Raw genomic sequence first — 23,377 nt, 5'->3', positions numbered from 1 at the left:
ACTACCTGCTTCGGGTCGGTGGAACGGAGAACCGCGGGGCGCTCTGCGCCGGCGGAAATCTAGCCCATCAGCCGGCGGAGCGCGTCGTCGGGTCCGCCCTGCCGGGGTCGTACCGGAGCACCTCCGCCAGCCCGGTCACCTGGAGCACGCGGTCGACCCGGCCGGTGGCGCCCGTAAGCCGCAGCCACCCGCCGTCGGCGGCGACCCGGTTGTCGCCCCGGACGAAGGCGGCGATGCCGGTGGAGTCGCAGAAGGTCAGCTCGGCGAGGTCCACCAGCAGGCGCCGCTCGCCGGCGTCGATCAGCCGGTCGATGGCGGCGTTGAGCTCGGGCGCGGTGCTCAGGTCGAGCTCGCCGGCCAGCCGCAGGCATGTCGCCCCGCCGTCGCGGTCGGCGCACGTGACGGTGAACGTCACCCCTGGTCCCCCTCGCTCCACCGCAGGCGGATGCTTGCAGTGAGGCAAGTATAAGCAGGGGTGCCGGCGGCGACCGCACCGGCGCTCAGCGCACCCCGGCGCCGCCGAGCCTGGCCAGGGACGACCCGGCCGCCCCGAGGAAGCGCGCGGCCCGGGGGAAGTCGCGCAGGACCCGGCCGTAGTGTTCCAGAGTCGACCCCAGCGTGGGAGCCGGCACACCGCGGCTGGTGAGGATCTCCACCAGCCAGTCGACGAACTCGGTGAACAACGTGGCGTCGTCGACGTAGAGCGCGGCGGCCAGGAAGTCCACGATGTAGCCGAGGTCGCTGACCGTCGAGTCCATCTGGCTGGGCGTGTAGTCGCGCGCCCCCGGGTCGCGTTCCCGCAGTTCCGCCAGCGCCCCGTCGATCAGCTCGCCGCGCCGCTTGAGCAGGCTGGTGTACTCGTCGTCGGCCAGGTGGCTCAGCTCCGCCGGCGGGACGCGGCGCAGCGTGCGCTCGTCGGCGATCAGGTCGGCCGCGCTCGGGGCACCGGGTGCCCAGGCGACGCCGAGCTTGCGGGCCCAGCGCCCGTCCGCGCCGAAACCCCGGCCCCCCACCACCACGGGGACGTCCACGCGACGGCACGCCTCGATCATGCGGTGCGCGTGCGGCAGGCGCATCGGCAGCGCGCAGGCGAGCGCGACCGCGTGAGCGTCGTGCCGGTGCAGGTAGGACACCAGGTGCGGGGCGGGAACGCTCGCGCCCAGGAAGGTGACCTGCCAGCCCCGCAGGCGCAGCACCTCGGCGACCAGCCGGGGCGGCAGGGCGTGCCACTCGCCGTCCATGCAGGCCACCACGACCCGCCCGCGCGTCGGGCGCGGGTTCGCGTACGCCGCGACCGCCGCCACCACCCGCTCGCTGATGTGCGTCGCGGCGTGTTCCTGGGCGACGCTCCACTCGTTGCGGGCCCACCGCTCCCCCACCTCGGCCTGTGCCGGCGCGACCAGGTCCAGCAGGACCCGCTCGGCGGGCACGCCCGCCTCGAGCAGACCGACGGCCACCTCGATGGCGGCGTACTCGTCGGCCTCCTGGAGGCAGTCCAGGTATGCCGGCCAGACGCCGGCCGGGAGGATCCCGGCGGTCGGGGCGGCGGTCACGGGTGGGTCCCCCTCAGCTCGGCGGTTCCGCTCGCGTCGGGCACCGCGTGCAGGTGCCGGGGCGTACGCTCACCCGGGCCGGTCGCGCGCAGCGCCAGCACGGCGATGTCGTCGTGGTCGCCGTGGGCCAGCCAGTCGCAGGTCACCTGCTCGACGCGTTCGGCCAGGGCGGGGGCGGGCATCCGCTGGCAGCCGCCCACCGCGTGGATCAGCCGTTCCGTGCCGAACTGCTCGTGGCCACGGCGACCACCGCGCGCCTCGGTCACCCCGTCGCTGTAGAGCAGGCAGGTCTCCCCCGGCTCCAGCCGGACGGTGACCTCGCCGATGCGGGGATCGGGGACCACGCCGACCAGCATGCCCGACAGCGGGACCGGCTCGACCTCGCCGGAGCCGCGCAGCACCAGCGGCGGCAGGTGCCCGCCGCCGGCCATGGTCAGGGTGAGCCCACCCTCGCGGTGCGGGCGGACCACGCCCAGCACCATCGTCGCGAACCGCCCCTGGCCCTGCGCCTGGCTGGTCTCCAGCAGCGCGTCGTTGAGCAGCTTGAGCAGCCGCCCCGGCTGCGACTCGACCCGGTGCAACGCCTGGAGGCACTGCCGGAGCTGGCCGGTGAAGACCGCCGCCTCGACGCCCTTGCCCGAAACGTCGCCGAGGAAGAACACCGAGCCGCCGTCGGCCAGCCGGTGCGAGCCGTAGAAGTCGCCGCCGATGCGCAGGCCCGCCTGGGCCGGCCGGTAGGCGGTGCCCCACTGCACCCCGGTCGCCTCCGCCGGCTCCACGGGCACCAGGCTCGCCTGGAGCGTGTCGGCGACCTCGGCCTGGTCGCGGTAGAGCAGCGCCGTGGTCAGCGCCGCCCCGGCCCGGGCCGCGAAGGCGCGGACCAGGTCCACGTCGGCCTCGTCGTACCAGCGGTCGAGGCGCCGCGCGACCAGCAGCACACCAGCCGGGGCGTCGCGACCGGGCAGCGGCACCACCCGCGCGCAGGACTGCGCCGCGGTCAGCCCCGGCAGCCAGCCGGCCTCCACGGCCTGCTCCACCAGCCAGTCGAGGGTGTGCGGTTCCGCGCCGTCCAGGCCCTCGGTGATCGCTGCCGGCAGGTCGACGGCGGGCAGGACACCGCTGTCGACCATCGGGGCGTCGTCGTCGGTGCGGGCGGCCCGCCACCAGCGTGCCCGCCCGGAACGGGGTGCCAGCACCAGCACCGCCACCTCCGCCAGCGTCGGCACGGCCAGCCGGACGACCGCCGCGGCCGCCCGGTCCGGGTGCAGCGGGTTGCCGAGCTTCTCGCCGACGACCGCCAGGAAGGCCGAGCGGGCCCGCTCGGCGAGCAGCGCGTCGGCGCGGGTGACGCTCTCGGTGACGTCCTCGACGTACCAGCAGCAGCGGGCGGCCGACAGCGGCACCTGGCGCGCGCGCAGCCGACGGCCGTGGTGGGTGAACTCGGCGTCGTCGGCCAGCCCCGCGATGCCGGCCGCCGCGAGCAGCTCACCGGAGGCGACCTCGGGCAGCAGCCGCTCGGCCACCGGGCTGACGTGCCGGACGACGCCCTGTGCGTCACAGACGACGAGGCCCTCGCGGAAGTGTTCGACGATCTCGGACCAGTCGGGTGCCGCGTGCTCCCGGTCGGCCGCGAGCGTGGGCAGGGCGGATGCCGGGCGTGCCGGGGCGCCGGCTCTCCACGCCGTGGCCCGTGCGGCACCCGGTGCGGAGATCCGTCCGTCGCCGGGATCTGAGTCCCGGACGTCGGCAGCAGTCACCAGCTGAGCCCCACTCCTCGTCGACACCCGTCCACCGTGAGGCGGCGCATGTGGTCAAATCTCTGCACCCACCCTACGCCCGTGGGCCGCGAGCGCCACCCGACGCCCGTCGCGTGGGCGGCGTGCGCGTGCCGGGCGGGACCTGCCGGGGGTTGTTACGATCCCCTCACCCTCTGCCCCTCGCAGCCTGCGGAAAGGCGTGATCGTGCTGTCCCGTCGGAGCCAGACCGAGGCGACTCCGTTGAGCATGACCGTCGACCGGTCGGATCCGGCCACCACACATATCCGGGTCGGGGGCGACCTCGCCTACACCACCGCCGGGCCGCTGCGCGCCGAGGTCGACCGGGTGCTCGCGGACGCTCCGGCGACCCTCGTCCTCGACTTCTCCGACCTGCTCTTCATCGACAGCACCGGCCTCGGGGTGATCGTGCACGCGTGGCGCGAGGGGCAGCAGTGCGGCACCGCCCTGCGGCTGCACGCCGTGCCCCGCTTCCTGGGGACGATCCTGGACATGACCGGCGTCACGGGCCTGCTCGACCGGCCGCTCGGCGAGGGCCTGACAGCCCCGGCGGAGGGTGCCGCCGGCACCGCCTGACGCGACCCACCGGCCCCCGGCTTTGCGCGCGGGCCCTCGGCTGAGACCATGGGGACATGCCCGCCCAGCTGTTGACCATCGAGGTGACCCGGCTCGACGCCGGGCGTGCCCGGCTCCGGCTGTCCGGCGAGCTGGACTTCGACACCGCCCCGGAACTCGTCGCCGCCGCCGCGGACCTGCGCCGCGACGGCTACCAGGAGCTTCTGTTCGACCTGAGCGCGGTCAGCCTGTGCGACTCGTCCGGGCTCAGCGCGTTCCTGACCGCCCACCGTGGCGGCACGGGCGCCATCCGGCTCCACGGGGTCGGTCCCCAGCTCCAGCAGCTGCTCGACCGCACCGGCCTGACCGAACTGCTCGCCGTGGAAGGCGCCGCCGACGGCGACGTCCGCCGGGCGGGCTGAGGCCGGGCCTCCCGCCGAGGGGTGGCCCCCGACCCTGGGACCAGGGGCCGGGGGCCGGAGTGAGGATCAGGGCGTGGTGAGCGGTTGCAGCCGGGGCCCGGTCGTCCGCAGCGGTCGCGTCGACGGCGGCTCGGCGTCCTCCGGTGGGCCGGAGTCGGGAGTCTGGAAGAGATAGCGGACGAACACCCCACCCGCCTCGTTGTCGTCCGCTCCGGGCCACTGCCCGATGCAGTCCACCCCGACCACCTCGCGGCCCGAGCCGTCGCCCTCCTCCAACAGCGCCCACAGGCTCACCGGGTAGCAGCGGGTGTCCTCGGGCGAGAGGCGCCAGCGGGCGTACCAGCCGGGTCGGGCGGGAACGATCTCGACGATCCTCTTCATCACGACCTGTCCTTCCGCGTTCTCGGAAGTTCTCCGGTCCGCTGCGATCGTCGGATCCCGTCGGGTGAGCACCCCTCACCCCCGCCGGATGAACCTCCGTCAGGGCCTCCCCGGGCCGAGGGGCGGCGTCCGTTTCGGTGCCGGCGACGACGGGAAGGCGTCGGGCGGAAGCGAGGGAACACCAGCGGAAGCGAGGTGTCACCATGCGCAAGCAGATGGAGGGCGACAACCAGCGCCGCCGCGCGCTGGCCCGCCAGGCCCGCGAGCGCGGCATGCAGGCCAGCGAGACCGGCGCCAGCCTGAGCGCCTCCAAGCAGTTGACCCACCTGGAGCAGGGCAAGCGTGCCGGCCCGCCGCCGGCCGGCAGCCGCCACAAGCCGGACAGCACGCGGGGCGGGCCGGCCCCGCCACCGGCGGGCATGCCGGAGTCCCCCCGCCCGCTGCCCGAGCGGGGGCCGGGCCCGCCGGACGGCACCGCGCTGGGCTACCACGCGCTGGTCGACGACGTCGTCCGCCGTACCGGGGCCGACTTCCGCACCGCCAAGGTGGGCGTCGAGTCGACCGTGCTGGTCCTCGCGTTCGCCCTCGGCGAGGCGGAGCGGCAGCGGCTGCTGGCGGCCGTGCCGAGCAAGCTGCACGACGTCGTACCGGTGGACGGCATCCGGCGCCGGCAGGACCTGGCCGGCTTCCTGGCCGAGGTGGGCCGGATCAGCGGCCGTACGCCGGAACAGGCCCGCTACCACGCCGAGGCGACCGTGGCGGCGCTGGCCGACCACGACGGCGACCTGATCGAGTCGCTGCACGTGCCCGACGGCCTGCGTGACCTGCTGGAGCCGCCGTCCGTCGGCGGCGGGGTGGTCGGCGCGGTCGGTGCGACGCCCCCGCTGAGCGAGGCGGAGCTGCGCGAGGCGCTCGACGGGCTGCCGTACTGGTCCGGCGACGGCGACGCGCTGACCCGGACGGTGGAGCTGCCGGCGGACAACCTGGACCGGGTGCTGGACCGGATCGACCGGCTGCGGCAGGAGACCGGTCGCGGCCCGCGGATCGGCCGCCCGGACCCGGGCACCGCCGTGCTGACCGTACGGTCCCGGCAGGCCGACGCCGTGACCGCGATGGACGTCGACCTCGCCCACGCCGTGGACGACGCGATCGACGAGGCGGGCGCCGGCATGGCGTCCGGCTGACCGGGGCGCGGGCCGGCGGACGACAACCCGCCGGCCCGCCCGGCTCGGCTAGCCTGCCGGGATGGAGCCCTCCGACGCGCCCCGACTGGAGCTGGTCGTCGACCCGGCGCGCCCCACCGGGCGTACGCTCCTCGCCGCCGGCGTCGAGCAGTCCTACGTCGACGTGTCCGACCCCCGCCACCTGCACTTCGAGTACGTACGGCGGATGGCCGCCGTGGTCGACCTGGCGGCCCCGCCCGGCCGTCCATTGGACGTGCTGCACCTCGGTGGCGGCGCGCTGACCCTGCCCCGCTACGTGGCCGCCACCCGGCCCGGCTCGGCGCAACTGGTCGTGGAACGCGATCCGGCCGTGGTCGACCTGGTGGCGCGGGAGCTGCCGGCGTCGCCCGCCGGCGTCGACGTACGGGTGGCCGACGCCCGGGACGCCCTGCGGGGGGCGCCCGCGGCCGGCTACGACCTGGTGCTGGCCGACATCTACCGGGCGGCGCGGATGCCCGCCCACGTACGCAGCGTCGAGTTCGTCACCGAGGTGGCGCGGACGCTGCGTCCCGACGGCGTGCTGGTGGTCAACGTGACCGACCTGCCGCCGCTGGTCCTCGCCCGGGTCCACGCGGCCACCCTGCGGGCCGTGCTCGCCGACGTCTGCCTGGTCGCCGACCGCCGGATGCTGCGCGGGCGACGCTACGGCAACCTGGTCCTCGCCGCGGCGGCGCTCCCCGGGCGGCTGCCGGTGGCCCGGCTGTCCGCCCGGGTCGCCCGGGATCCGGTGCCCGGCGGGGTGCTGCACGGGGCGACCCTGGACGCGTTCGTCGCGGGCGCCCGTCCCGCCACCGACGCCGCCCTCGCCGCGCGCTGAAGCCCCCCGGCCCACCGCCCTCGTCGCGCTGAAGCCCCCGGCCCGGCCGCCCTGTCCGGCGGGAGCGTCAGTCCCGGCGTGCGCGACGGTCCCGCCGCCCGCCCGTGCGCTGCCCGCACCGCAGTCGGCGGCGCGACGAGCGGCACGGCCTGGCCGGGCGACCCCGGCCGGTGCGGGTCAGCGCGCCCGGACGGCCACCTCCGGCGAGGAGCTCTCCAGCGGTACGGCGTTGGCCGGCACCAGGCCGAGCTGCACGGCCGGGCGCGGCAGGGCGGCGTCGAGCATCCAGTCCGCGCCCACCCGGACACGGTTGCCCGGCATCGCCAGCAGGTGGTAGCCGCGGGTGACCGCCTTGGCGGGCAGCCCGGACAGCGACACCTTCAGCGGGTTCGCCGCGGCGTCCTTGCCGCCCAGGTCGACCACCCAGCCCAGGTCGTGGTGCTTGTACGGCCTGCGCCGCCCCTGCCCGTAGGAAGCGGCGATGTTGTGCGCGGCCAGCTTGCCCTGCCGCTGCGCGTGCTGCGCCGTCATGGTGCAGATCTGCCCGGGCCGGGCCAGGTCCGGCACGGCGGCGGCGTCGCCGCACGCGTACACCTCGGGGAAGCCGGGGACGTTGAGGTACTCGTCGACGACGAGGCGGCCCCGCTCGGTGCGCAGTCCCAGCTCGGCGACGAACGGGTCGGGACGCACGCCGACGCACCAGACCAGGGTGCAGGTGGGCACGTAGTCGCCGTCGGTGAGCGTGACCCCGTCGGCGGTGGCCACGGCGACCGAGGTGCCCATCCGCACGTCCACGCCCCGGCGGCGCAGCACCCGGTCGGCGGTGTCCGACATCCGCTTGTCCAGCTCGGGCAGCACCCGGGGCGCGACGTCGAGCAGCATCCACTTCGGACGGATCTTGAGTCGGGGGCGTTGGGAGACCAGTTCGTCGGTGAAGAGCTGCCCGTGCGCGGCCACCTCGGTCCCGGTGTAGCCGGCGCCGACGACCACGAAGGTGGCGCGCGCCTGCTGCTCGGCCGGGTCCTCGGTCTGCTCGGCCAGCTCGATCTGACGGATGACGTGGTCGTGCAGGTAGAGTGCCTCGGGCAGGCCACGGAAGCCGTGGGCGTACTCGGTGACGCCGGGGATCGGCAGCAGCTTGTTGACGCTGCCGACGGCCAGCACCAGCCGGTCGTACGCGATCCGGTTGCGGTCGCCCTCCGGCTGCGTGAAGCCGACCCAGCGGTTCTGCAGGTCGACGTGGTCGGCCTCGCCGATCAGCACCCGCACCCCGTCGAGCGTCCCGGTCAGCGGCACGGAGATCCGCCGGGGCTCCACCACGCCGGCGGCCACCTCGGGCAGCAGCGGCAGGTAGAGGAAGTAGTCGGTGGAGTTCAGCACCACGATCTCGGCCCGGCCCCGGGCCAGCCGGCTCAACGTCTTCGCCGCGTGGTAACCGGCGAACCCGGCCCCCACGATCACCACACGAGGTTTCGTCATTGCGGCCCCGTTCCCACCCGGCAGCGGGACAAACGTGGCGACACGGACGAATCAACACTCGGCCAGTCGGACATGCCCGCTCCGCCCGACGGCCTCGACCTCCCAGCAGCGCCCGAAGGCCCGCACCCGCTCGGCCGCGATCCGCCCCGATCTCGGGTGGGATGTCGGGGTCGAGGACCAGCCGACCGGCCACCGGGTTCACGCCGAGCATCGCCCGGGCCAGGGCCGCAGGAGAGGGTGCGGATCCCCCAGCCGGTGAACATGTCGTCGGCCATCAGCTGCCGCACCACCGTACCGGCGCGCTCCGGCGGCACGATGCCGCTCCACAGCAGGTGGCCCATGTTGGAGGTCTTCGCCCCCGTCGCCGACGTACCGCAGCCGGGTGTCCAGGTGCACCAGGGCCGCCGATGCTGCCGAGGGGGCACGTCCCCACAGGGGTCGGAGTACATGAAGGTCGGGCTGCTGAGCACGGCGATGGAGTCCGGGCCGAGAGCCGACAGCGGCGGACTTGCGACACGCGGCTGTGCGGTTGCCGACAGTGACGCCCCCGGCGGCGGCGCACGCTGCTTGCCGACCCGACCCTCGTCACCAGGAGGAAAGATGCGACTCCGTTCGCTCGCCGCCGCCGCGCTGACCGCCGTGCTGGCCGCCGGCGCACTCGCCGCGGCCGGCCCGGCCGCGGCGGCCACCGCCGACCGGTGGGGCTTCGCCTACGTCAAGGACCCGACCGTGCCGGCCTGGACGGTGCTCGACACGACCCGCCAGTGGGGCAGCTGGAAGACCGCCTTTCCCGCCGCCTGGGCGCAGGGCGGCAAGCTCGCCCCGGGCCGGTTCCAGGTGCGCTTCCCGCAGATCGGCGCCGGAGCGCGGGGGGTGCCGCACGTGACGCCGGTCAACCGCACCGGCCACTACTGCGAGGTCGTCCGCTGGTTCTCCTCCGGCGCCGACCAGATCGTCGACGTGCAGTGCCACAAGCCGGGCGGGGACCGCGACGACACCCCGTTCACCGTCCTGTGGACCACCAGCAGCGGGGTGCTGCCGGCGGGCACCTCCCACGCATACGTGCAGCAGGCCGGTGGGGCGCTGGTCCAGTCGTACAACTCGACGGGGGCGGCCAACGGCCTCGGTCCGCTGGGGGTCGGGCAGTGGGCGGTGAAGCTCCCGGGCGTCGGGCTCGCCGGCGCGCTGGCCGGCGACGTGCAGGTCACCGCCGTGCAGCCGAACGCGGCGCCGCGCCGTTGCAAGATCGACAGCTGGTCCGCCGCCGGGACCGACGTGGCCGCGAACGTGGCCTGCTTCGACCAGGCGGGCGCGCCTGCGGCCACCGACTTCGTCCTGTCCTACCACCGTCGGCGGGCGGTGGTCGGCTCGCTCGCCCCGCCGTCGCGCTTCGGCTACCTGGGCACCGCGGTCGGCGGGCCGACCAACGACAACTCGGTGCTCGGCGTCGGCGCCAACACGGTGGCCGCGATCGCCCCCGCCGGCCGCTACCTGGCGAAGTTCCCGCAGCTCGGGGTCAGCCAGACGCACGCGCAGGTCGTGGCGCAGGGTGCCGGGTCGAACTACTGTCATCTGACCCAGCCCTGGTCCACCGGCCTCGACGTGGAGGTGGACGTGCTCTGCTTCGACAACGCCGGGGTGACCACCCCGCACCGGTTCCTGGCCACCTTCACCTCCCGCGTCTGAGGCGGCCACGCCGACCGGCCGCGGCGGGCGCCTCACCCGGGGCGGGTGGGTCCGACCCACCCGCCCCGGCGGTCGGTGGCGGTCACGACGGGCCGCCACCGGCGGGCGCCGGGGCGGTGATCGCCCACCGTTCGTGGTCGCGCCACGCCCCGTCGACGAACAGGTAGTCCGGCGAGTAGCCCTCCAGCCGGAATCCGAGCTTGCGCGCCACCCGGCGCGACGGCTCGTTGCCCGGCTGGATGTTCGCCTCCAGCCGGTGCAGGCCGAGCGCGTCGAAGGCGTGCCGGACCACCAGGCCGATGCCGGCGGAGGCGTGCCCGGTGCCGTTGAAGGGCAGGAAGGCGGCGTAGCCGAGGTACCCGCCGCGCAGCGCGCCCATCAGGATCCCGCTGATGTTCACGTAGCCGGCCAACGCGCCCGAGTCCCGGTCGCAGATCAGGTATCCGGCATGGTCCCGGCGGCGGATCTTGCGCAGGTACGCGGCGTACCGCGCCGGGTCGTCGGGCGCGGCCAGCCAGGGGTGGTGCAGGTCGCGGCTGCGCCGAGCCGCCGCGACGAACTCGGCCTCGTCGCCCGGGCGGGGCGGGCGGATGCCGACCGGCCCCGCCGTACGCAGATATCTCACGGCGAACCACTGTCGCGGCGGGCACCGCCGTTGTCCAGCGCGTTGCGGGCGCGACCCGGCACTCACTGTCCCGCGGGCCGGTCCGCCTCGCCGTCGACCGGCTCCAGCGTGTAGTGGATGGTCTGGGCGACGATCCAGCCCTGCTCGATGAGGAACAAGTCCGCCCCGTCGCAGACCCGTACGCCCTCGATCCGCGCCGTCCACTCCAGGAACGCCATCCGGCCCTCGACCATCCGGTTCGTGTACACGTACCGGGCGCCGGGCAGCTCGTCCTCCAGCCACCGGGCCAGCTCGCGCACCCCCTCGTGCCCGCGGAACACGCCCCGGCGTTCCAGGACCACGCACGACGGCGACACGTTGCGCGCCACGTCCTCCGCGAACCGGTGCTCGCCGGCCAGCCGCAGGTGGTCCTCGAACACCTCCCGCGCCGACCGCGACCGCAGGGCCTCGTCCGTCACGTCGCCTCCATCCGGTCCGAGAGTCGGTGTCACGTCCCCGTCCCCCGCCCTCACAGCGGGCCCGGGTACGGCTGCTCGGCCGGCATCGGCACCCGCAGGAAGGTGGCCCCGCGCAGGTCCAGCCAGGCGTACTCGGGCGAGCGGACCAGCCGCAGCATCACCTCGGCGCAGTTCGGACAGCGGGCGACGAGGCCGGGCGCGTGCGGGTAAACCCGCAGGCCGGCCAGCGGGCCCGTCATGCCGCAGTGCGCGCACCGCCCGGCGGCGGTGCTCAGGTCGACGGCGAACAGCTCCCGTAGCGGGCCGTCGAGCATGTTGCCGTCCAGGTACGACGTGTCGGTCATCGGGCGTTCCTCCTCGACGCTCAGCCGGTGGGGCCGAACCGTTCGGTCCTCACCCGGCGGCTCTGGTGGCCCAGCCCGACGAGCAGGTCCGCCGCCGTCTCCACGAACCCGGTCGGGCCGCAGACGTAGCAGAGGGGTTCCAGCTCCGGCGGCCAGCCGTGGCTGTCGACGTCGGCCAGCCCGATCCGGTGCGGCTCGCCCCGCCAGCCCGGCGGGGCCTCGCGGGTGTACACGTAGGCGACGTCGAGGCCCCGGTCGTCGCGGACCCGGCGGCGCAGCTCGTCGGCGTAGATCACGTCGGCCGGGGTGCGCACCGAGTAGAGCAGCCGGAACGGCACCCGGCTGCCGGCGACGTGGCGGGCGCGGACCATCGCCATCAGCGGCACCACGCCCGAGCCGCCGGCGACAAGCAGCACCGGTGCGGTCTCCTCCGGATGCCAGACGAACCAGCCGCCGACCGGGCCGCGCACCTCCACCGGGTCGCCCTCGGCGTAGACGTCGACCAGGTACGGCGACACCTCGCCGTCGGGCACCCGCTGCACGGTCAGCGCGATCCGGTCGGCCTCGGCCGGGCCGGCCAACGAGTACGACCGGGCCGCCTGGTAGCCGTCGGGGGCGGTCAGCCGCACGTCGACGTGCTGCCCGGGCAGGTGCCCCGGCCAGCCGGGCGCCTCCAGCACCAGGGTGTGCGCGGTCGGCGTCTGCGCCCGGCGCTCGCGCAGCCGGGCCACCCGCCAGCGCAGGGGGGCGGTCAATCGCCCTGGTACCGCTGCTCACGCCACGGGTCCCCGTAGTCGTGGTAGCCGGCGGTCTCCCAGAATCCGGGCTGGTCCTGCGTGGTGAGGCGGATGCCGCGCACCCACTTGGCGGACTTCCAGAAGTAGAGGTGCGGCACGAGCAGCCGGGCCGGGCCGCCGTGCTCGGCCGGCAGCGGTCCGCCGTCGTAGCGGTGCGCGATCCAGGCCCGCCCGCCGCGCAGGTCGGCCAGCGGCAGGTTCGTGGTGTAGCCGCCGTACGAGTGGGCCTGCGCGTACCGGGCGCCGGTGTCGACGCCCTCCAGCAGCGTGTCCAGGGAGACCCCCTGCCAGTCGGTGTTCCGCTTCGACCAGCGGGTCACGCAGTGGATGTCGACCGTCGCGGTCTCCTGGGGCAGCGCCATCAGCTCGTCCCAGCTCCAGCGGAACTCGACGCCGGACTCGGTGGAGATGACGAACTCCCACGTCTCCAGCGGCACCCTCGGCGTCGGGCCGGCGGAGAGCACCGGGAAGTCCTGCGTCAGGTACTGCCCCGGCGGCAGGGCCGGCTCCGCTGAGCGGGGCCGGCCCTGGAAGCCCGGTGACACGATTCCCACCCGTCAGTCGTACCACCCGGGGTGGGTGGCACGGCGCGGTCGGACGGATCCGCACCGCGACGGGTGACGCCTCAGCGCCGCTCGACCACGATCTCCTTCTCGCCCCCGCCGGCCTTGCTGGTGGCCCGCAGGCTGGTGAGGGTGACGATCACCAGTACGCCGATGATGACGCCCAGGGAGGCGAGGGTCGGGATCTCCGGCACGCCCGGCCAGATGCCGTGCGCCCAGTGCAGGCCGAGCTTGACGCCGATGAACGCCAGGATGATCGCCAGGCCGTAGCTGAGGTGCACCAGCCGGCTGAGCGCGGCGTGCAGCACGAAGTACAGCGCCCGCAGCCCCAGCAGGGCGAACGCGTTGGTGGCGAAGACCAGGTACGGGTCCTCGGTGATGCCGTAGACGGCGGGCACCGAGTCGACGGCGAAGACGATGTCCGTGGCGAGCAGCGCCGTCACCACGAGGGCGAACGGGGTGAGCGTACGCCGGCCGGCGATCCGCACGACCATCCTCGGACCGTGGTAGTCCTCGGTGACCGGCATGAACTTGCGCAGCAGCCGCACCGAACGCATCTTGCTGATGTCGACTTCCTGCTCGTGCCCGGTGACGGCGTCGCGCAGCAGCTTCGCCGCCGTGAGCAGCAGGATGATCGCGAAGAGCAGGAAGGCGAAGTCCAAGGTCTGCAGGGCCGCCGCGCCGATGGCGATGAACACCGCGCGCAGCAGGAGCGCGCCGGTGATGCCGTAGAGCAGGGCCCGCTGGGCCAGCTCGGCCGGCACCGCGAACGCCGCCAGCAGCAGCATGAAGACGAAGAGGTTGTCGACCGAGAGGGACTTCTCCACCAGGTAACCGGTGAGGTACTCCACGCCCTGGTTGGAGCCGAAACGGGCCCAGATCCAGGCGCCGAAGGCCAGCGGCAGGGCGATGTAGAAGGCGGACCAGCCCAGCGCCTCCCGCATCGACACCTCGTGTGGTTTACGGGTGACCAGGAAGTCCAGCACGAGCAGGGCGATCACGGCAGCGATGGTGACGCCCCACAGCGTGGGAGTACCCACCGACTGGAGACCGGTGGCGGCAAGATACGGCAAATCGGACATGGAGCCTCCTCGAACACCCTGTCATGTTCGAGGTCTCCTTCACCCACTTTTCGTGGGCAGCCACCCGAGGCGTGCTCCGGGCACGCCGTACTGACCGGGATGGCTCGTGGGAAGTACTCCCCTCGTCGCGACAAGGTTAGGGCAGGCCCGTGGGCTCGGCAAACGGGGCACGCCAGATCACACCCGCGACCTGTGGCGCGGGCTTGCGTCCCAGCTCAGCGGGCAGTTACGGCGGCGAGCACGGCCGCCACGTCGAGGTCGGCCATGCACGCGGGGCCGGCCGCGTCGAGCGGGCAGCGCGCCTCCCACCAGCAGGGCTGCTCGGTGATGGCGGTGGGACGCCGGTACGCGCACCCGGGCAGGCCCTGCAGGTCGGTGCCGCCCATGCCGTACCGCCGGGCATCGGTGGGGCCGAACAGCGCCACCGTCGCGGCGCCGGCTGCGGCGGCCAGGCGCACGGGCCCGGTGTCCGGCCCGACCACCACCCCGCCGCGCCGCCCCACCGCGGCGAACTGCCCGGCGAGGGTCGGCAGGTCGGCCCGGGGAAGCGGCACCCCGAGCGGCGCGGCGGGATCGACCGGCCCGACGGTGAGCACCGGGTGCCCACCCCGGGTCAGGGCGCGGGCCAGCCCCCGCCAGTGCCCCCGCGGCCAGCGCTTGACCGCCATTCCGGCATCGGTGACGAGCACCACCGGCGACGCCAGCGGCTCCCCCACCAGCCGGGCCACGGCGCGCTCCCCCGCCCGCCGGGCCGCACCGTCCAGGTACACCCGGGGCCGCGCGCTCCGGTCGGCCGCGCCGAGCAGCCCCTCGGCGCAGAGGACCTCCAGGTAGCGGTCGCCGACCGGCTGCTGCGGCGGCGGGTCGCGCCACAGGTTCGTCACGGCCCGCCCGGCCCCGGCCCCGAGCAGGTCGGGGATGCCGTCGTAGCGGGTGGTGCTGACCGCGAGGTCGGGTCGGGTGGCCGCGAGGGCCGCGACGACCGCCTCCCGCTCGGCGCCGGGCCGGCCGTGCAGGGGTGTGCGCACCTCGGCGACCGCCGGGTCGGCGCGCACCAGGTCCGCCCCGGGGTCGTGGGTGAGCAGCCGCAGCCGCGCGCCCGGGTTGCGGCGGGCCAGCCCGTGCACCGCCGGCAGCAGCATCAGCAGGTCGCCGATCCCGCCGAGCAGGTCGACCACCAGGATGTCCGCGTACCGCTCAGGCATCCGCGCGGCCCAGGGTCCGGGCGTAGAGGTCGCGGTGCGCGGCGGCCACCCTCGGCCAGGAGTACGCGGCGGCGAAGGCCCGCCCGCGCTCGGCGAGCCGGCGGCGCAGCACCGGATCGGCGAGCAGCCTGCCGACGGTACGCACGATCGCGGCGCTGTCCCGGCGGGCCCCGATCACCGCGACCGCCCCGCTGCGGTGCGGCCCGTCGGCGTCGGCGTCGGACCCCGTCACGGCGGTCGGTACGCCATGCGCGAGCGCGGCGAGCAGGGCGCCGCTCTTCGTGCTCACCCCCGTGGTGAACGGCAGCACCGCGACGTCGGCGGCGTGCAGCGCGGCGGAGACCCGCTCGGCGGGCACGTGCCCGGTGAACGTCACCGCGTCGGCCACCCCGCAGCGGTCGGCCAGCCCGGTCAGCTCGGCGCGGAACGCCTGCGCCTCCCGCTCGGGCAGCGCCTGGGAGGTGAACCCGCCGACCACCAGCAGCCGCAGGTCGGGGTGGTCGCGCCGCAGCTCGGGCAGGGCCTCGATGAGGTACCGCAGTCCCTTCACGGGGTGCACGAAGCCGAAGAAGGCCAGCAGCGGCGCCCCCTCGGGCAGGCCCAGCTCCGCCCGCAGGCGGGTCCCCGCCGTCGCCGCCCCCACGTGGTCGACGACGTTCGGGGCGATCGGGATGTGGGTGGCCGCCCGGCCGGTACGGGCGCGCACCACGGCCCGGTGGCCGGGGTTCGTGACGATCACGGCCGCGCTGGCGGGCACCAGCCGGCCGGACTCCCGGTCCCAGCAGCGGGTCCGCTCCACCGCCGACCAGAGCCGTCCCGGCAGCCAGCCGGGGCAGGCCCACCAGCCGTACTCGTGCAGGGTGGTGACGAGCGGCACCCGCCGGGGCAGCCGCCACGGCAGCAGCCCGGGCTGCCCCGAGAACCGGTACGCCGACGGGGCGAACTGCACGTGCACCACGTCGGGGGTCAGCTCTCGCACCCGGCGGGCGGCCCGGCCGGTGGCGGCCCGCCAGCGTCCCCGGTCGCCGTCGGGGCGCACCGGCACCGGGGTCACCTCGACGCCGACGCCGTCGAGCGCCTCGACCAGGTGCGTCACGTAGTCGCTGACGCCGTCGGCGTCGGGGCGACCGGGACCGTGCAGCATGGCCACCCTGATCCGGTCGTCGACCACGCCACCTCCCACGTCTCGGCGGGCGGGTTCCCGGCCCCTTACGGGGCAAACGCGCCTCGCCTATGGTGTGCCGATGACCGAGGACCTCCCGGCCGGCCCGCTGGCCGGCGTGCGGGTGATCGAGCTGGCCGGCATCGGGCCCGGTCCGTTCGCCGCGATGATGCTGGCCGACCTGGGCGCGGACGTGGTCCGGTTGGACCGGTCCACGGACGTGGACCCGGCGGCGTTCGGCACCGCGCACCCGGACCTGCTCAACCGGGGACGCCGCTCGGTCGGGGTGGACCTGAAGTCCCCCGGCGGCCGGGAGGTGGTGCTGGCCCTGGTCGCCGGCGCCGACGCGCTGATCGAGGGGTTCCGTCCGGGGGTCACCGAGCGGCTCGGCGTCGGCCCGGCGGACTGCCTCGCGGTGAACCCCCGGCTGGTCTACGGCCGGATGACGGGCTGGGGTCAGGACGGCCCGGCCGCACCGTACGCGGGGCACGACATCGGCTACGTCGCGCTGACGGGCGCGCTGCACGGCATCGGGCGGGCCGGCGAACGCCCGGTGCCGCCCATGAACCTGCTCGGCGACTTCGGCGGGGGCGGGATGATGCTCGCCCTCGGCCTGGTCTCCGCCCTGTACGCGGTGCGCGGCGGCGCCCGGGGACAGGTGGTCGACGCGGCCATCGTCGACGGCGTGGCGGTGCTCAGCACCCAGATCCACGCGCTGCGCCGGCTCGGCATGTGGCGGGACGAGCGCGGCGTGAACCTGCTCGACGGCGGCGCCCCGTTCTACGACACGTACGAGTGCGCCGACGGCCGCCACCTGGCCGTCGGCGCCCTGGAGCCGCGCTTCTACGACGAGCTCGTCCGGCGTACCGGCTTCCCGCTGCCCCCGGACGAGGCGCTGGACCGCGACCCGGCGAACTGGCCGGCGCTGCGCCGGTCGTGGGCACGGCTGTTCCGCACCCGGACCAGGGACGAGTGGACGGCGCTGCTGGGCTCCTCGGACGCTTGCGTGGCGCCGGTGCTCGACTGGCGGGAGGCACCGGAGCACCCGCACCTGGCGGCGCGGGGCACCTTCGTCCAGCGGGACGGGGTCACCCAGCCGGCCCCGGCGCCCCGCTTCTCGGGCACCCCCACCGCGCTGCGCCGCCCGCCGCCGCAGCCGGGCGAACACACCGACGAGGTGCTGGCCGAGGCGGGCTTCGACGCGGGGCGGGTGGCCGCCCTGCGCGCCGCCGGCGCCGTCGCCTGACCGCCCCGCACCGCCGGGACGGCGCCGCCACGACCGGGTTCCCGGGGCGGGCGTGGCGACGCCTCGGTCGGGCCCGCCACGAATCCGCGACGGACGCGGGGCACCGGCGGCGTCAGGAACGGCGCAGGGTGGCGCCCGGCGCCATGGCGGGCTCGACCATGTCCCGGAAGTCGCGTGGCAGCTGGACCACCACGTCGTCGAACTCGCCGCCGCTGATCGCCTCGCGCAGGGTCACGAAGACCGCCCGGGCGGCGTCGCGGGCGGCGGGCTCGGTCACGTCGGCCCGCACGGCGACGCGGGCGACGAACTCGGCCGCGCCGAACCGCTCCGCCGACTCGGTGCGTGGGCTCGGCTTCAACACGAGTTGCAACGGCTTGGGCAACTGGGCGGCCAGGTCCAGCACCTCCCCGCCGGTCAACCGCTCGGCGAGGGTCTCCAGCGTCGCCCGGGTCAGCGCCACCGCCTGCTCCGAGGAGGTACGGGTGCGCTGGGCGACCTGGTCGACGAAGGTGTCGTAGTTCATCCGGGCTCCTTCGGGCTGGTCGGGGCCTGCGCGTACCCGCCGCCGGGGCGGGGAAACGGCGGGGATTTCCGCGCCGGGCGGCGCGTGACGGTCGCCCGGGCGGGTAACCGCCGCCGGTCGTGACCCGAACGATGCCCCGGAGGAGCCGACACCATGGCGAGTTACGCCGACGTGCTGCAGTACCTGTCGGGCCTGGACTACCCGGCCGAGAAGGACGACGTGGTACGCGAGGCTGAACGGGAGGGTGCCCCGCCGGACGTGCTGCGCGCGTTGCGGGCCCTGCCGCCGGTCGACTACGCCAACGGCAACGAGGTGGCCCGCTCGGCGGGCATCGAGGCGGCCCCCGAGGTCGGCCCCGCTCAACGGGCGGCGCAGGCCCGGGACAAGCGGCACCAGCGCGTGTCGCAGCACCTGCGCGGCATCTGAGCCTTGCTGTCGCGGGCCAGCGGCTCGTCAGGGCGGTCGCCCGCGGCGAGCGCGTCCCCGACACGGTCCAGCGCGCCCTCGCCCGGGCCGGAGCGCGGCTGGTCACCACCGCGACCGTCCGGGCGGCCCGAGCGCGGCTGGTCACCGCCGCGGCGCGTACGGGAGCCGGCGCGGCGGGTCCGCACCGGTGCCGGATGACGGCGCGTCGGCCGGTCGGGCACACCCCGGCCGCGGTCCAGCTCACCGTGATGGGCGTGGTCGGCCTGGTGGTCGGCGGGCTCGCCGCGTTGGCCGCCACGCCGGTGCTGGCGCCGCTGGCCGGCTGGGACGCCGCCGCGCTGAGCTGGCTGGTGCTGGTCTGGCACAAGCTGTGGCCGATGGACGCGCGGCGCACGGCCCAGGTGGCGGTGCACGAGGACCCGAACCGGGCGGCGCGTGACGCGCTGTTGCTCGCCGCCTGCCTGGCCAGCCTGCTGGCCGTCGGCGTCGTGGTGACCCGCACGCACGGGGCGCCCGCCACACCCGCCCGCCACGTCTACGGCGGGCTGACCGTGCTGAGCGTGCTGCTGTCCTGGCTGGTGGTGCACACCGTCTTCGCCGCCCGGTACGCGAGGATCTACTACACGGGCCCGGACGGCGGGATCGACTTCAACCAGGCCGAGCCGCCCCGCTACTCGGACTTCGCCTACCTGGCGTTCACCGTCGGCGCGACCTTCCAGGTCTCCGACACGGCGCTGACCAGCAACGAGATGCGCCGCACGGCGCTGCGACACTCGATGGTGTCGTACCTGTTCGGGGCGTTCATCATCGCGGTCACGGTGAACCTGCTGGCCGGCCTCGCGAGGTGAGCCGGTGCCCCGGCGGCGCGGTCGGCAGCCGGCGGGACGCGAAGGTGCCGGACAGGCGGGCGCCCCCGTCGCGAACCGCGACCGGGGCGCCACACAGAACCTGTCCGGTGGCCGGTCGGGCCCGAACCGGGCCGCGACCACCAGGCGGTCGATGTACGCCCGAACCGGGCGGGCATCAGTGCCGCGACCATCATACGATGAAACATCATCCGTTCGGCTGATTACGGGGCAAGTGTGGGCCAGCCCACCCGCGCGTCAGGCGGCCAACTCCGCGTACCGCTTCTCCAGGTCGACCCGGGCCAACGCCCCCACCAGCCAGGCCAGGCGCTCGGACTCGCCGCTGCCCGCGAGGCTCGCCAGGTCGTCGGCGGAGCGGCCCAGCCCCAGCCGGCGGGCCGCGACCAGCGCCCTGCGGTCGGCCACCGGCGCGACCTCCCGCCACAGCGCCTGGGCCTCACGCAGGAAGAGGTCGGCCACCGTGGCGTCGACCCCGGGCAGCTCGGTGAGCAGTTCCCGCTCCCGGGCCGGGTCGTGGTGGGCCACCGCGCGCAGCCGGCGCAGGTCGCCCCGGTAGCGCTCCACGACGGCCCGGGCCAGATCGCCCAGGGTGTCGGCGAGCGCGTCGACGTCGCCGCGTTGGCCGCTGTCGCGCAGCACGCGTACCCGGTCGGCGTGCAGGGAACGGGCCAGCCGGGCGGCGCTGTCCCAGCCCTCGGCGGGCAGGGCGTGCGCGCTGTCCACGGCGCGCCGGAAGTCGCCCCGGCGGGCCAGCAGCACGGCGAGGCAGAGCACCTGGAACAGGCTCGACGGGTTGTTGATCACCCGGAAGCCGTACTGCTCGGCGAAGCCGCGCCCGCTGCCGGCGAGCCGGCGCACCAGACGTTTCCTGTCCTCGACGTGGGAGGTGGCTGTGGTCGGCATGCCGGCGACTACCCGCACCGCGCCGGGCCACGCCTGCCCGGCTCAGCCGCGCAGGCCGCCGCTGCGGTCGCGCGCCTTGAGCCGGGTGGTGGGCAACGCCGGGGCGGGCAACGGTGGGGCGGGATCGTCGGCGACGGCGCCGAAGCGCCGCCCGGCCATCCAGTCCTCCCGGGCGGCTGCCACCTCCTCGTGCGAACGGCCCACGAAGTTCCACCACATCACCAGCGGCTCCTCGAACGGGGCCCCGCCGAGCAGCAGCAGGCGGCTCCCCGGCTCGCCCGTCAGGGTGAGCCGCTCCCGACCGGTGCCCAGGTAGAGCAGCGCCCCGGGCGCGAAGCGCACCCCGTCGACCTCGGCGGCGCCGGACATGGCCAGCAGCCCGTACTCGAAGTCGGGGCGCAGCGGCAACGTGGCCGGCGCGGGCCCGCGCAGCTCCACCTGGGCGCCGAGCAGCGGGGTGTACGTCCGCGCCGGGGACCGCTCGCCCGCCAGCTCACCGACCAGCAGGGTCACGTCCAGCTCGCCGTCGCGCCAGCGCGGCAGGTCGGCGTGGTGGGCGAAGTCGGCGACACCGGCGCGGGCCGGGTCCGGCAGCGCCACCCAGAGCTGTACGCCGTGCATCAGCGGCGGATGCCGCTCGGGCGACCGCTCCGAGTGGGCGATGCCGTGCCCCGAGGTCATCACGTTGAGCTGGCCGGGGCGGATGGGCTGGACGTTGCCCAGGCTGTCGCGGTGCAGGATCTCCCCGTCGAGCAGCCAGGTCACGGTCTGCAGGCCGGTGTGCGGGTGCGGCGGCACCTCCATGCCGGGCCGCTCGGCCACGTCGTCCGGGCCGAAGTGGTCCACGAAGCACCAGGCCCCGACCATCCGCCGCTGCCGCTGCGGGAGCAGCCGGCGAACGGTGGTGTAGCGGCCCAGCGGCACGTCGTGCCCCGGCAGCAGGACGCTGCCGGGATCGGCCGTGGCCACACCAGGTGGCCGGGTCTCCGCGGGCATCTTCTCGGTGCGCTCCACCGCCCGACTGTACGCCCGGCCACGACACCGAGCCGCCGCTCGCCCACCGCTGGCGGGCGACCCCGGCACTGGCGGGCAACCCCGGCATCCGCCGACACCCGGCATCTGCGGGGCTCCCGGCTACTGCCGGCCGCCGGGCATGCGTCTGGCCGGCACCCCGGGTGGGGTGCCGGCCAGCGGCAGTCGTTCACACTGCTCAGGTCAGCTGTTCCAGTGCTCGGCGACCAGGTCGGCGGCCATCTGCTCCCACTGCGCGTAGTGGTCCGGGTACGCCGACACCTGCACGGTCTGCGCGGCCTTCGTCAGGGGCATGTCCTGCCACCCGTCGACCTGCTTGAGGCCCTTCAGGAACGCCATCGTCGAGTACTCGGGGTCGGTGATCTGCTCGACCGTGCCCCAACCACTGGACGGACGCTGCTGGAACAGACCCTGCGAGTCGTGGTCGTTGCGGTCACCCAGGTGACCCAGGTTCTCCAGCTTCGACTCCTGCAACGCCGTCGCGATCGACACGACCGCGGCACGCTCGTCCATGCCGGCCTTCTTCGTCGCCGCGATGATCGCCTTCACGTTGCCCACCTGCTCATCGGACAGGTCGATGCGCGACTGCGCGCCCTGCACACCGTGCGGCACCAGCTTGCCCTTGTCCACCGACGGCTTGTCGGCCTGCACCGCCACCGCCACCGGCACCGACTCCACCGACGGGGCGGCATGCGCGGCAGCCGGACCAGCGAACACACCACCGGCAAACGCCAGACCCGCAACACCGAGAACGCTCTTACGCAGAATCGTGTTCATCACAGATGCTCCATTCGGGGGTCGGCACCCACGCACCGAGGGGGATCGGCTTTCACGCGGGTGCAAGCACCGTCCGGCGCCCAAGGAACTCAGCGGAGACTGCTGTCATCTCCGGCGACCACGAAAGCAACCGGAGGAAAGATCAGATCGGCCACACCGGCCGACTACCGGGCCGTGCAGGCGCAAGGACCGGGGCTGTACCGCGAGGCGGGGGGACGCCCTCACGTCGACCGCGACCATGTGTAACCACGACCGGCCCACCACCATTCCCCAGCGGCCCGGGGCCCGGTGGGGCGGCGCGCCCTGCTCGGTCGTACGCATGGTGTAACGCCCCCACCCCCGCCACGATTCCGCCCCCACGATGCCCCCGGCCACACCCCCAAACCGGACACCTCCACCCACCCCGGAGCCGCCCGCGCACAGCCCAGCCGCACTCCCCGCACGCCACCACCGAAACCGGACACGCGTAGCGGATGAGCATGAATCGTGATCGGCGGGGATCTTGGTAGTTTCGCGCCCCTGGAGAGGCACTTTTCCTACCAAGATCTCGCCGAACCCGAACCCGAACCCGAACGCGCACCCGGACGCGGCACGCGGCACGCGGCCGGGGCTCAGCGGGACAGGTCGCGGTCCGGGGCCTGCGCGTCGGAGTAGACGCTGCGGTAGATCGTGCCCCGCCCCGTCGGGTCCGGCGCGTACGGCAGCGGAGCGGGCTCGACGGGCGGGGCAAGATCGACGGGCGGGGCAAGGTCGACGGGCGCGGCGGGGTCGACGGGCGGGGCAAGGTCGACGGGCGCGGCGCCGCGCCGGGCCCGGATGATCCGGGAGACCACGAACCAGCCGGCGGCCGCCACGCAGGCCACGATGACCACCTTCTGCAGCACGCCGGCGTAGCCCTCGACCAGGTGCCAGTTGTCGCCGAGCAGGTAGCCGGCCATCACGAAGGTGGTGTTCCAGATGAGACTGCCGAGCGTCGTGTAGACCGCGAACGTCAACACCGGCATCCGCTCCACGCCGGCCGGGATGGAGATCAGGCTACGGAAGATCGGAATCATCCGGCCGAAGAAGACGGCCTTCACCCCGTGCCGCAGGAACCACTCCTCGGTGCGGTCCACGTCGCTGAGCTTGACCAGCGGTAGCCGCTGCGCGATCGCCCGGACCCGTTCCCGGCCGAGCACGGCGCCGATCCAGTAGAGGGCCAGGGCCCCGAGCAGCGAGCCGAGGGTGGTCCAGAAGATCGCGCTGACCACGCTCATCCGGCCCTGACCCGCGACGAATCCGGCCAGCGGGAGAATCACCTCGCTGGGGATCGGCGGGAAGAGGTTCTCCAGGGCCACGGCCAGACCCGCGCCGGGACCGCCGAGCCGCTCGACCAGACCGATGACGAAGCCGATCAGTCCGTCCTCGGGTGGCGCGGCCTCCGCCGTGTCGGTGCCGGAGGCGAGCAGGGCGTGCGCGGTACGAATCATGGCCCCC

Annotated in this window: 26 protein-coding genes; 8 read left to right on the top strand and 18 right to left on the bottom strand. The window is 75.0% G+C overall.

Annotated elements, in window-relative coordinates:
* Positions 1-67: 67 nt before the first annotated feature.
* The 3 genes from CLT72_RS03615 to CLT72_RS03605 form a co-directional block, all read right to left on the bottom strand.
* Complete coding sequence (locus CLT72_RS03615; RefSeq protein WP_101409510.1) at positions 68-415, bottom strand: STAS domain-containing protein; 348 nt, start codon at positions 413-415, stop codon at positions 68-70.
* An 85-nt stretch (positions 416-500) separates the two neighbouring features.
* The gene (locus CLT72_RS03610) at positions 501-1,553 is read right to left on the bottom strand and encodes a cobalamin B12-binding domain-containing protein (protein ID WP_199184462.1); all 1,053 of its coding nucleotides are present in this window, start codon (positions 1,551-1,553) and stop codon (positions 501-503) included.
* The gene (locus CLT72_RS03605) at positions 1,550-3,310 is read right to left on the bottom strand and encodes a PP2C family protein-serine/threonine phosphatase (protein WP_101409509.1); all 1,761 of its coding nucleotides are present in this window, start codon (positions 3,308-3,310) and stop codon (positions 1,550-1,552) included. Before CLT72_RS03605 ends, CLT72_RS03610 begins: the two co-directional genes overlap by 4 nt.
* 205 nt (positions 3,311-3,515) lie before the next feature.
* Here CLT72_RS03605 and CLT72_RS03600 point away from each other — a divergent pair, with 205 nt between their 5' ends.
* Entirely contained in the window at positions 3,516-3,905 is a 390-nt protein-coding gene (locus CLT72_RS03600) for an STAS domain-containing protein (RefSeq protein WP_486484176.1), read from the top strand.
* A 56-nt stretch (positions 3,906-3,961) separates the two neighbouring features.
* Positions 3,962-4,306 carry an STAS domain-containing protein gene (locus CLT72_RS03595; protein WP_101409507.1) on the top strand — a complete coding sequence of 115 codons (345 nt, stop codon included), beginning with the start codon at positions 3,962-3,964 and terminating at the stop codon, positions 4,304-4,306.
* Between the two features lie 66 nt (positions 4,307-4,372).
* Here the strand turns inward: CLT72_RS03595 and CLT72_RS03590 are convergent, their stop codons facing one another.
* Positions 4,373-4,687: a hypothetical protein gene (locus CLT72_RS03590; RefSeq protein ID WP_101409506.1), complete on the bottom strand. Its 315-nt coding sequence runs from the start codon at positions 4,685-4,687 to the stop codon at positions 4,373-4,375.
* Positions 4,688-4,890: 203 nt separating this feature from the next.
* Between CLT72_RS03590 and CLT72_RS03585 the strand changes: the two genes are divergently transcribed.
* Together CLT72_RS03585 and CLT72_RS03580 are read left to right on the top strand one after the other, a co-directional pair.
* Positions 4,891-5,871, top strand: coding sequence for a DUF2267 domain-containing protein (locus tag CLT72_RS03585; RefSeq protein WP_101409505.1), 981 nt, complete (start codon positions 4,891-4,893; stop codon positions 5,869-5,871).
* 61 nt (positions 5,872-5,932) lie between these two features.
* Entirely contained in the window at positions 5,933-6,727 is a 795-nt protein-coding gene (locus CLT72_RS03580) for a spermidine synthase (RefSeq protein ID WP_101409504.1), read from the top strand.
* 177 nt (positions 6,728-6,904) lie between these two features.
* On the opposite strand, the gene CLT72_RS03575 is transcribed toward CLT72_RS03580, so the two are convergent.
* A complete protein-coding gene (locus CLT72_RS03575; RefSeq protein ID WP_101409503.1) occupies positions 6,905-8,206 on the bottom strand; it encodes an NAD(P)/FAD-dependent oxidoreductase in 1,302 nt (433 codons plus the stop codon).
* Positions 8,207-8,806: 600 nt separating this feature from the next.
* Between CLT72_RS03575 and CLT72_RS03565 the strand changes: the two genes are divergently transcribed.
* A complete protein-coding gene (locus CLT72_RS03565) occupies positions 8,807-9,892 on the top strand; it encodes a hypothetical protein (RefSeq protein ID WP_101409501.1) in 1,086 nt (361 codons plus the stop codon).
* An 82-nt stretch (positions 9,893-9,974) separates the two neighbouring features.
* On the opposite strand, the gene CLT72_RS03560 is transcribed toward CLT72_RS03565, so the two are convergent.
* The 8 genes from CLT72_RS03560 to CLT72_RS03525 all read right to left on the bottom strand — a co-directional run bounded on the left by CLT72_RS03560 (position 9,975) and on the right by CLT72_RS03525 (position 16,137).
* Positions 9,975-10,517: a GNAT family N-acetyltransferase gene (locus tag CLT72_RS03560; RefSeq protein ID WP_101409500.1), complete on the bottom strand. Its 543-nt coding sequence runs from the start codon at positions 10,515-10,517 to the stop codon at positions 9,975-9,977.
* 62 nt (positions 10,518-10,579) lie between these two features.
* Complete coding sequence (locus CLT72_RS03555) at positions 10,580-10,975, bottom strand: nuclear transport factor 2 family protein (protein ID WP_101409499.1); 396 nt, start codon at positions 10,973-10,975, stop codon at positions 10,580-10,582.
* 50 nt (positions 10,976-11,025) lie between these two features.
* On the bottom strand, positions 11,026-11,319 hold the full coding sequence (locus tag CLT72_RS03550) for a DUF6510 family protein (RefSeq protein ID WP_101409498.1): 294 nt from the start codon (positions 11,317-11,319) through the stop codon (positions 11,026-11,028).
* Between the two features lie 20 nt (positions 11,320-11,339).
* Positions 11,340-12,074: a ferredoxin reductase gene (locus CLT72_RS03545; protein ID WP_101409497.1), complete on the bottom strand. Its 735-nt coding sequence runs from the start codon at positions 12,072-12,074 to the stop codon at positions 11,340-11,342.
* Positions 12,071-12,661: a sulfite oxidase-like oxidoreductase gene (locus CLT72_RS03540; protein ID WP_199184698.1), complete on the bottom strand. Its 591-nt coding sequence runs from the start codon at positions 12,659-12,661 to the stop codon at positions 12,071-12,073. The genes CLT72_RS03545 and CLT72_RS03540 overlap by 4 nt, the downstream gene beginning before the upstream one ends.
* 80 nt (positions 12,662-12,741) lie before the next feature.
* A complete protein-coding gene (locus CLT72_RS03535; protein WP_101409495.1) occupies positions 12,742-13,761 on the bottom strand; it encodes a TerC/Alx family metal homeostasis membrane protein in 1,020 nt (339 codons plus the stop codon).
* Positions 13,762-13,976: 215 nt separating this feature from the next.
* Positions 13,977-14,966: a glycosyltransferase family 9 protein gene (locus tag CLT72_RS03530; protein WP_101409494.1), complete on the bottom strand. Its 990-nt coding sequence runs from the start codon at positions 14,964-14,966 to the stop codon at positions 13,977-13,979.
* Positions 14,959-16,137, bottom strand: a complete 1,179-nt coding sequence (locus CLT72_RS03525; protein ID WP_101409493.1) for a glycosyltransferase — start codon at positions 16,135-16,137, stop codon at positions 14,959-14,961. Before CLT72_RS03525 ends, CLT72_RS03530 begins: the two co-directional genes overlap by 8 nt.
* Before the next feature lie 73 nt (positions 16,138-16,210).
* On the opposite strand from CLT72_RS03525, the gene CLT72_RS03520 reads away from it, so the two are divergent.
* The gene (locus CLT72_RS03520; RefSeq protein ID WP_101409492.1) at positions 16,211-17,374 is read left to right on the top strand and encodes a CaiB/BaiF CoA transferase family protein; all 1,164 of its coding nucleotides are present in this window, start codon (positions 16,211-16,213) and stop codon (positions 17,372-17,374) included.
* 112 nt (positions 17,375-17,486) lie between these two features.
* Here the strand turns inward: CLT72_RS03520 and CLT72_RS03515 are convergent, their stop codons facing one another.
* The gene (locus tag CLT72_RS03515; RefSeq protein ID WP_089000707.1) at positions 17,487-17,897 is read right to left on the bottom strand and encodes a DUF2267 domain-containing protein; all 411 of its coding nucleotides are present in this window, start codon (positions 17,895-17,897) and stop codon (positions 17,487-17,489) included.
* A gap of 153 nt (positions 17,898-18,050) precedes the next feature.
* Here CLT72_RS03515 and CLT72_RS03510 point away from each other — a divergent pair, with 153 nt between their 5' ends.
* Positions 18,051-18,323, top strand: coding sequence for a DUF2795 domain-containing protein (locus CLT72_RS03510; RefSeq protein WP_101409491.1), 273 nt, complete (start codon positions 18,051-18,053; stop codon positions 18,321-18,323).
* A gap of 194 nt (positions 18,324-18,517) precedes the next feature.
* Positions 18,518-19,171: a DUF1345 domain-containing protein gene (locus CLT72_RS03505; RefSeq protein WP_199184460.1), complete on the top strand. Its 654-nt coding sequence runs from the start codon at positions 18,518-18,520 to the stop codon at positions 19,169-19,171.
* A 255-nt stretch (positions 19,172-19,426) separates the two neighbouring features.
* Here CLT72_RS03505 and CLT72_RS03500 read toward each other — a convergent pair whose 3' ends face one another.
* From CLT72_RS03500 to CLT72_RS03485, 4 genes are all read right to left on the bottom strand, one after another.
* On the bottom strand, positions 19,427-20,092 hold the full coding sequence (locus CLT72_RS03500) for a hypothetical protein (protein ID WP_101409490.1): 666 nt from the start codon (positions 20,090-20,092) through the stop codon (positions 19,427-19,429).
* 42 nt (positions 20,093-20,134) lie between these two features.
* A complete protein-coding gene (locus CLT72_RS03495) occupies positions 20,135-21,106 on the bottom strand; it encodes a pirin family protein (RefSeq protein WP_101409489.1) in 972 nt (323 codons plus the stop codon).
* Between the two features lie 201 nt (positions 21,107-21,307).
* A complete protein-coding gene (locus CLT72_RS03490; RefSeq protein ID WP_101409488.1) occupies positions 21,308-21,901 on the bottom strand; it encodes a hypothetical protein in 594 nt (197 codons plus the stop codon).
* A 611-nt stretch (positions 21,902-22,512) separates the two neighbouring features.
* Positions 22,513-23,370 carry a DedA family protein gene (locus CLT72_RS03485; RefSeq protein ID WP_101414911.1) on the bottom strand — a complete coding sequence of 286 codons (858 nt, stop codon included), beginning with the start codon at positions 23,368-23,370 and terminating at the stop codon, positions 22,513-22,515.
* Between the last annotated feature and the right edge of the window lie 7 nt (positions 23,371-23,377).

The sequence above is a fragment of the Micromonospora sp. CNZ309 genome (assembly GCF_002846525.1).
The sequence above is the reverse complement of the archived record's forward strand: the minus strand, read 5'-3'. Positions and strand labels throughout refer to the sequence as shown.

Coding starts and splice junctions, on each gene's coding strand:
- CLT72_RS03595 (WP_101409507.1), top strand. CDS start 3,962: ATGCCCGCCCAGCTGTTGACCATCGAGGTGACCCGGCTCGACGCCGGG.
- CLT72_RS03590 (WP_101409506.1), bottom strand. CDS start 4,687: ATGAAGAGGATCGTCGAGATCGTTCCCGCCCGACCCGGCTGGTACGCC.
- CLT72_RS03585 (WP_101409505.1), top strand. CDS start 4,891: ATGCGCAAGCAGATGGAGGGCGACAACCAGCGCCGCCGCGCGCTGGCC.
- CLT72_RS03580 (WP_101409504.1), top strand. CDS start 5,933: ATGGAGCCCTCCGACGCGCCCCGACTGGAGCTGGTCGTCGACCCGGCG.
- CLT72_RS03575 (WP_101409503.1), bottom strand. CDS start 8,206: ATGACGAAACCTCGTGTGGTGATCGTGGGGGCCGGGTTCGCCGGTTAC.
- CLT72_RS03565 (WP_101409501.1), top strand. CDS start 8,807: ATGCGACTCCGTTCGCTCGCCGCCGCCGCGCTGACCGCCGTGCTGGCC.
- CLT72_RS03550 (WP_101409498.1), bottom strand. CDS start 11,319: ATGACCGACACGTCGTACCTGGACGGCAACATGCTCGACGGCCCGCTA.
- CLT72_RS03535 (WP_101409495.1), bottom strand. CDS start 13,761: ATGTCCGATTTGCCGTATCTTGCCGCCACCGGTCTCCAGTCGGTGGGT.
- CLT72_RS03530 (WP_101409494.1), bottom strand. CDS start 14,966: ATGCCTGAGCGGTACGCGGACATCCTGGTGGTCGACCTGCTCGGCGGG.
- CLT72_RS03520 (WP_101409492.1), top strand. CDS start 16,211: ATGACCGAGGACCTCCCGGCCGGCCCGCTGGCCGGCGTGCGGGTGATC.
- CLT72_RS03515 (WP_089000707.1), bottom strand. CDS start 17,897: ATGAACTACGACACCTTCGTCGACCAGGTCGCCCAGCGCACCCGTACC.
- CLT72_RS03510 (WP_101409491.1), top strand. CDS start 18,051: ATGGCGAGTTACGCCGACGTGCTGCAGTACCTGTCGGGCCTGGACTAC.
- CLT72_RS03505 (WP_199184460.1), top strand. CDS start 18,518: ATGACGGCGCGTCGGCCGGTCGGGCACACCCCGGCCGCGGTCCAGCTC.
- CLT72_RS03500 (WP_101409490.1), bottom strand. CDS start 20,092: ATGCCGACCACAGCCACCTCCCACGTCGAGGACAGGAAACGTCTGGTG.
- CLT72_RS03490 (WP_101409488.1), bottom strand. CDS start 21,901: ATGAACACGATTCTGCGTAAGAGCGTTCTCGGTGTTGCGGGTCTGGCG.
- CLT72_RS03485 (WP_101414911.1), bottom strand. CDS start 23,370: ATGATTCGTACCGCGCACGCCCTGCTCGCCTCCGGCACCGACACGGCG.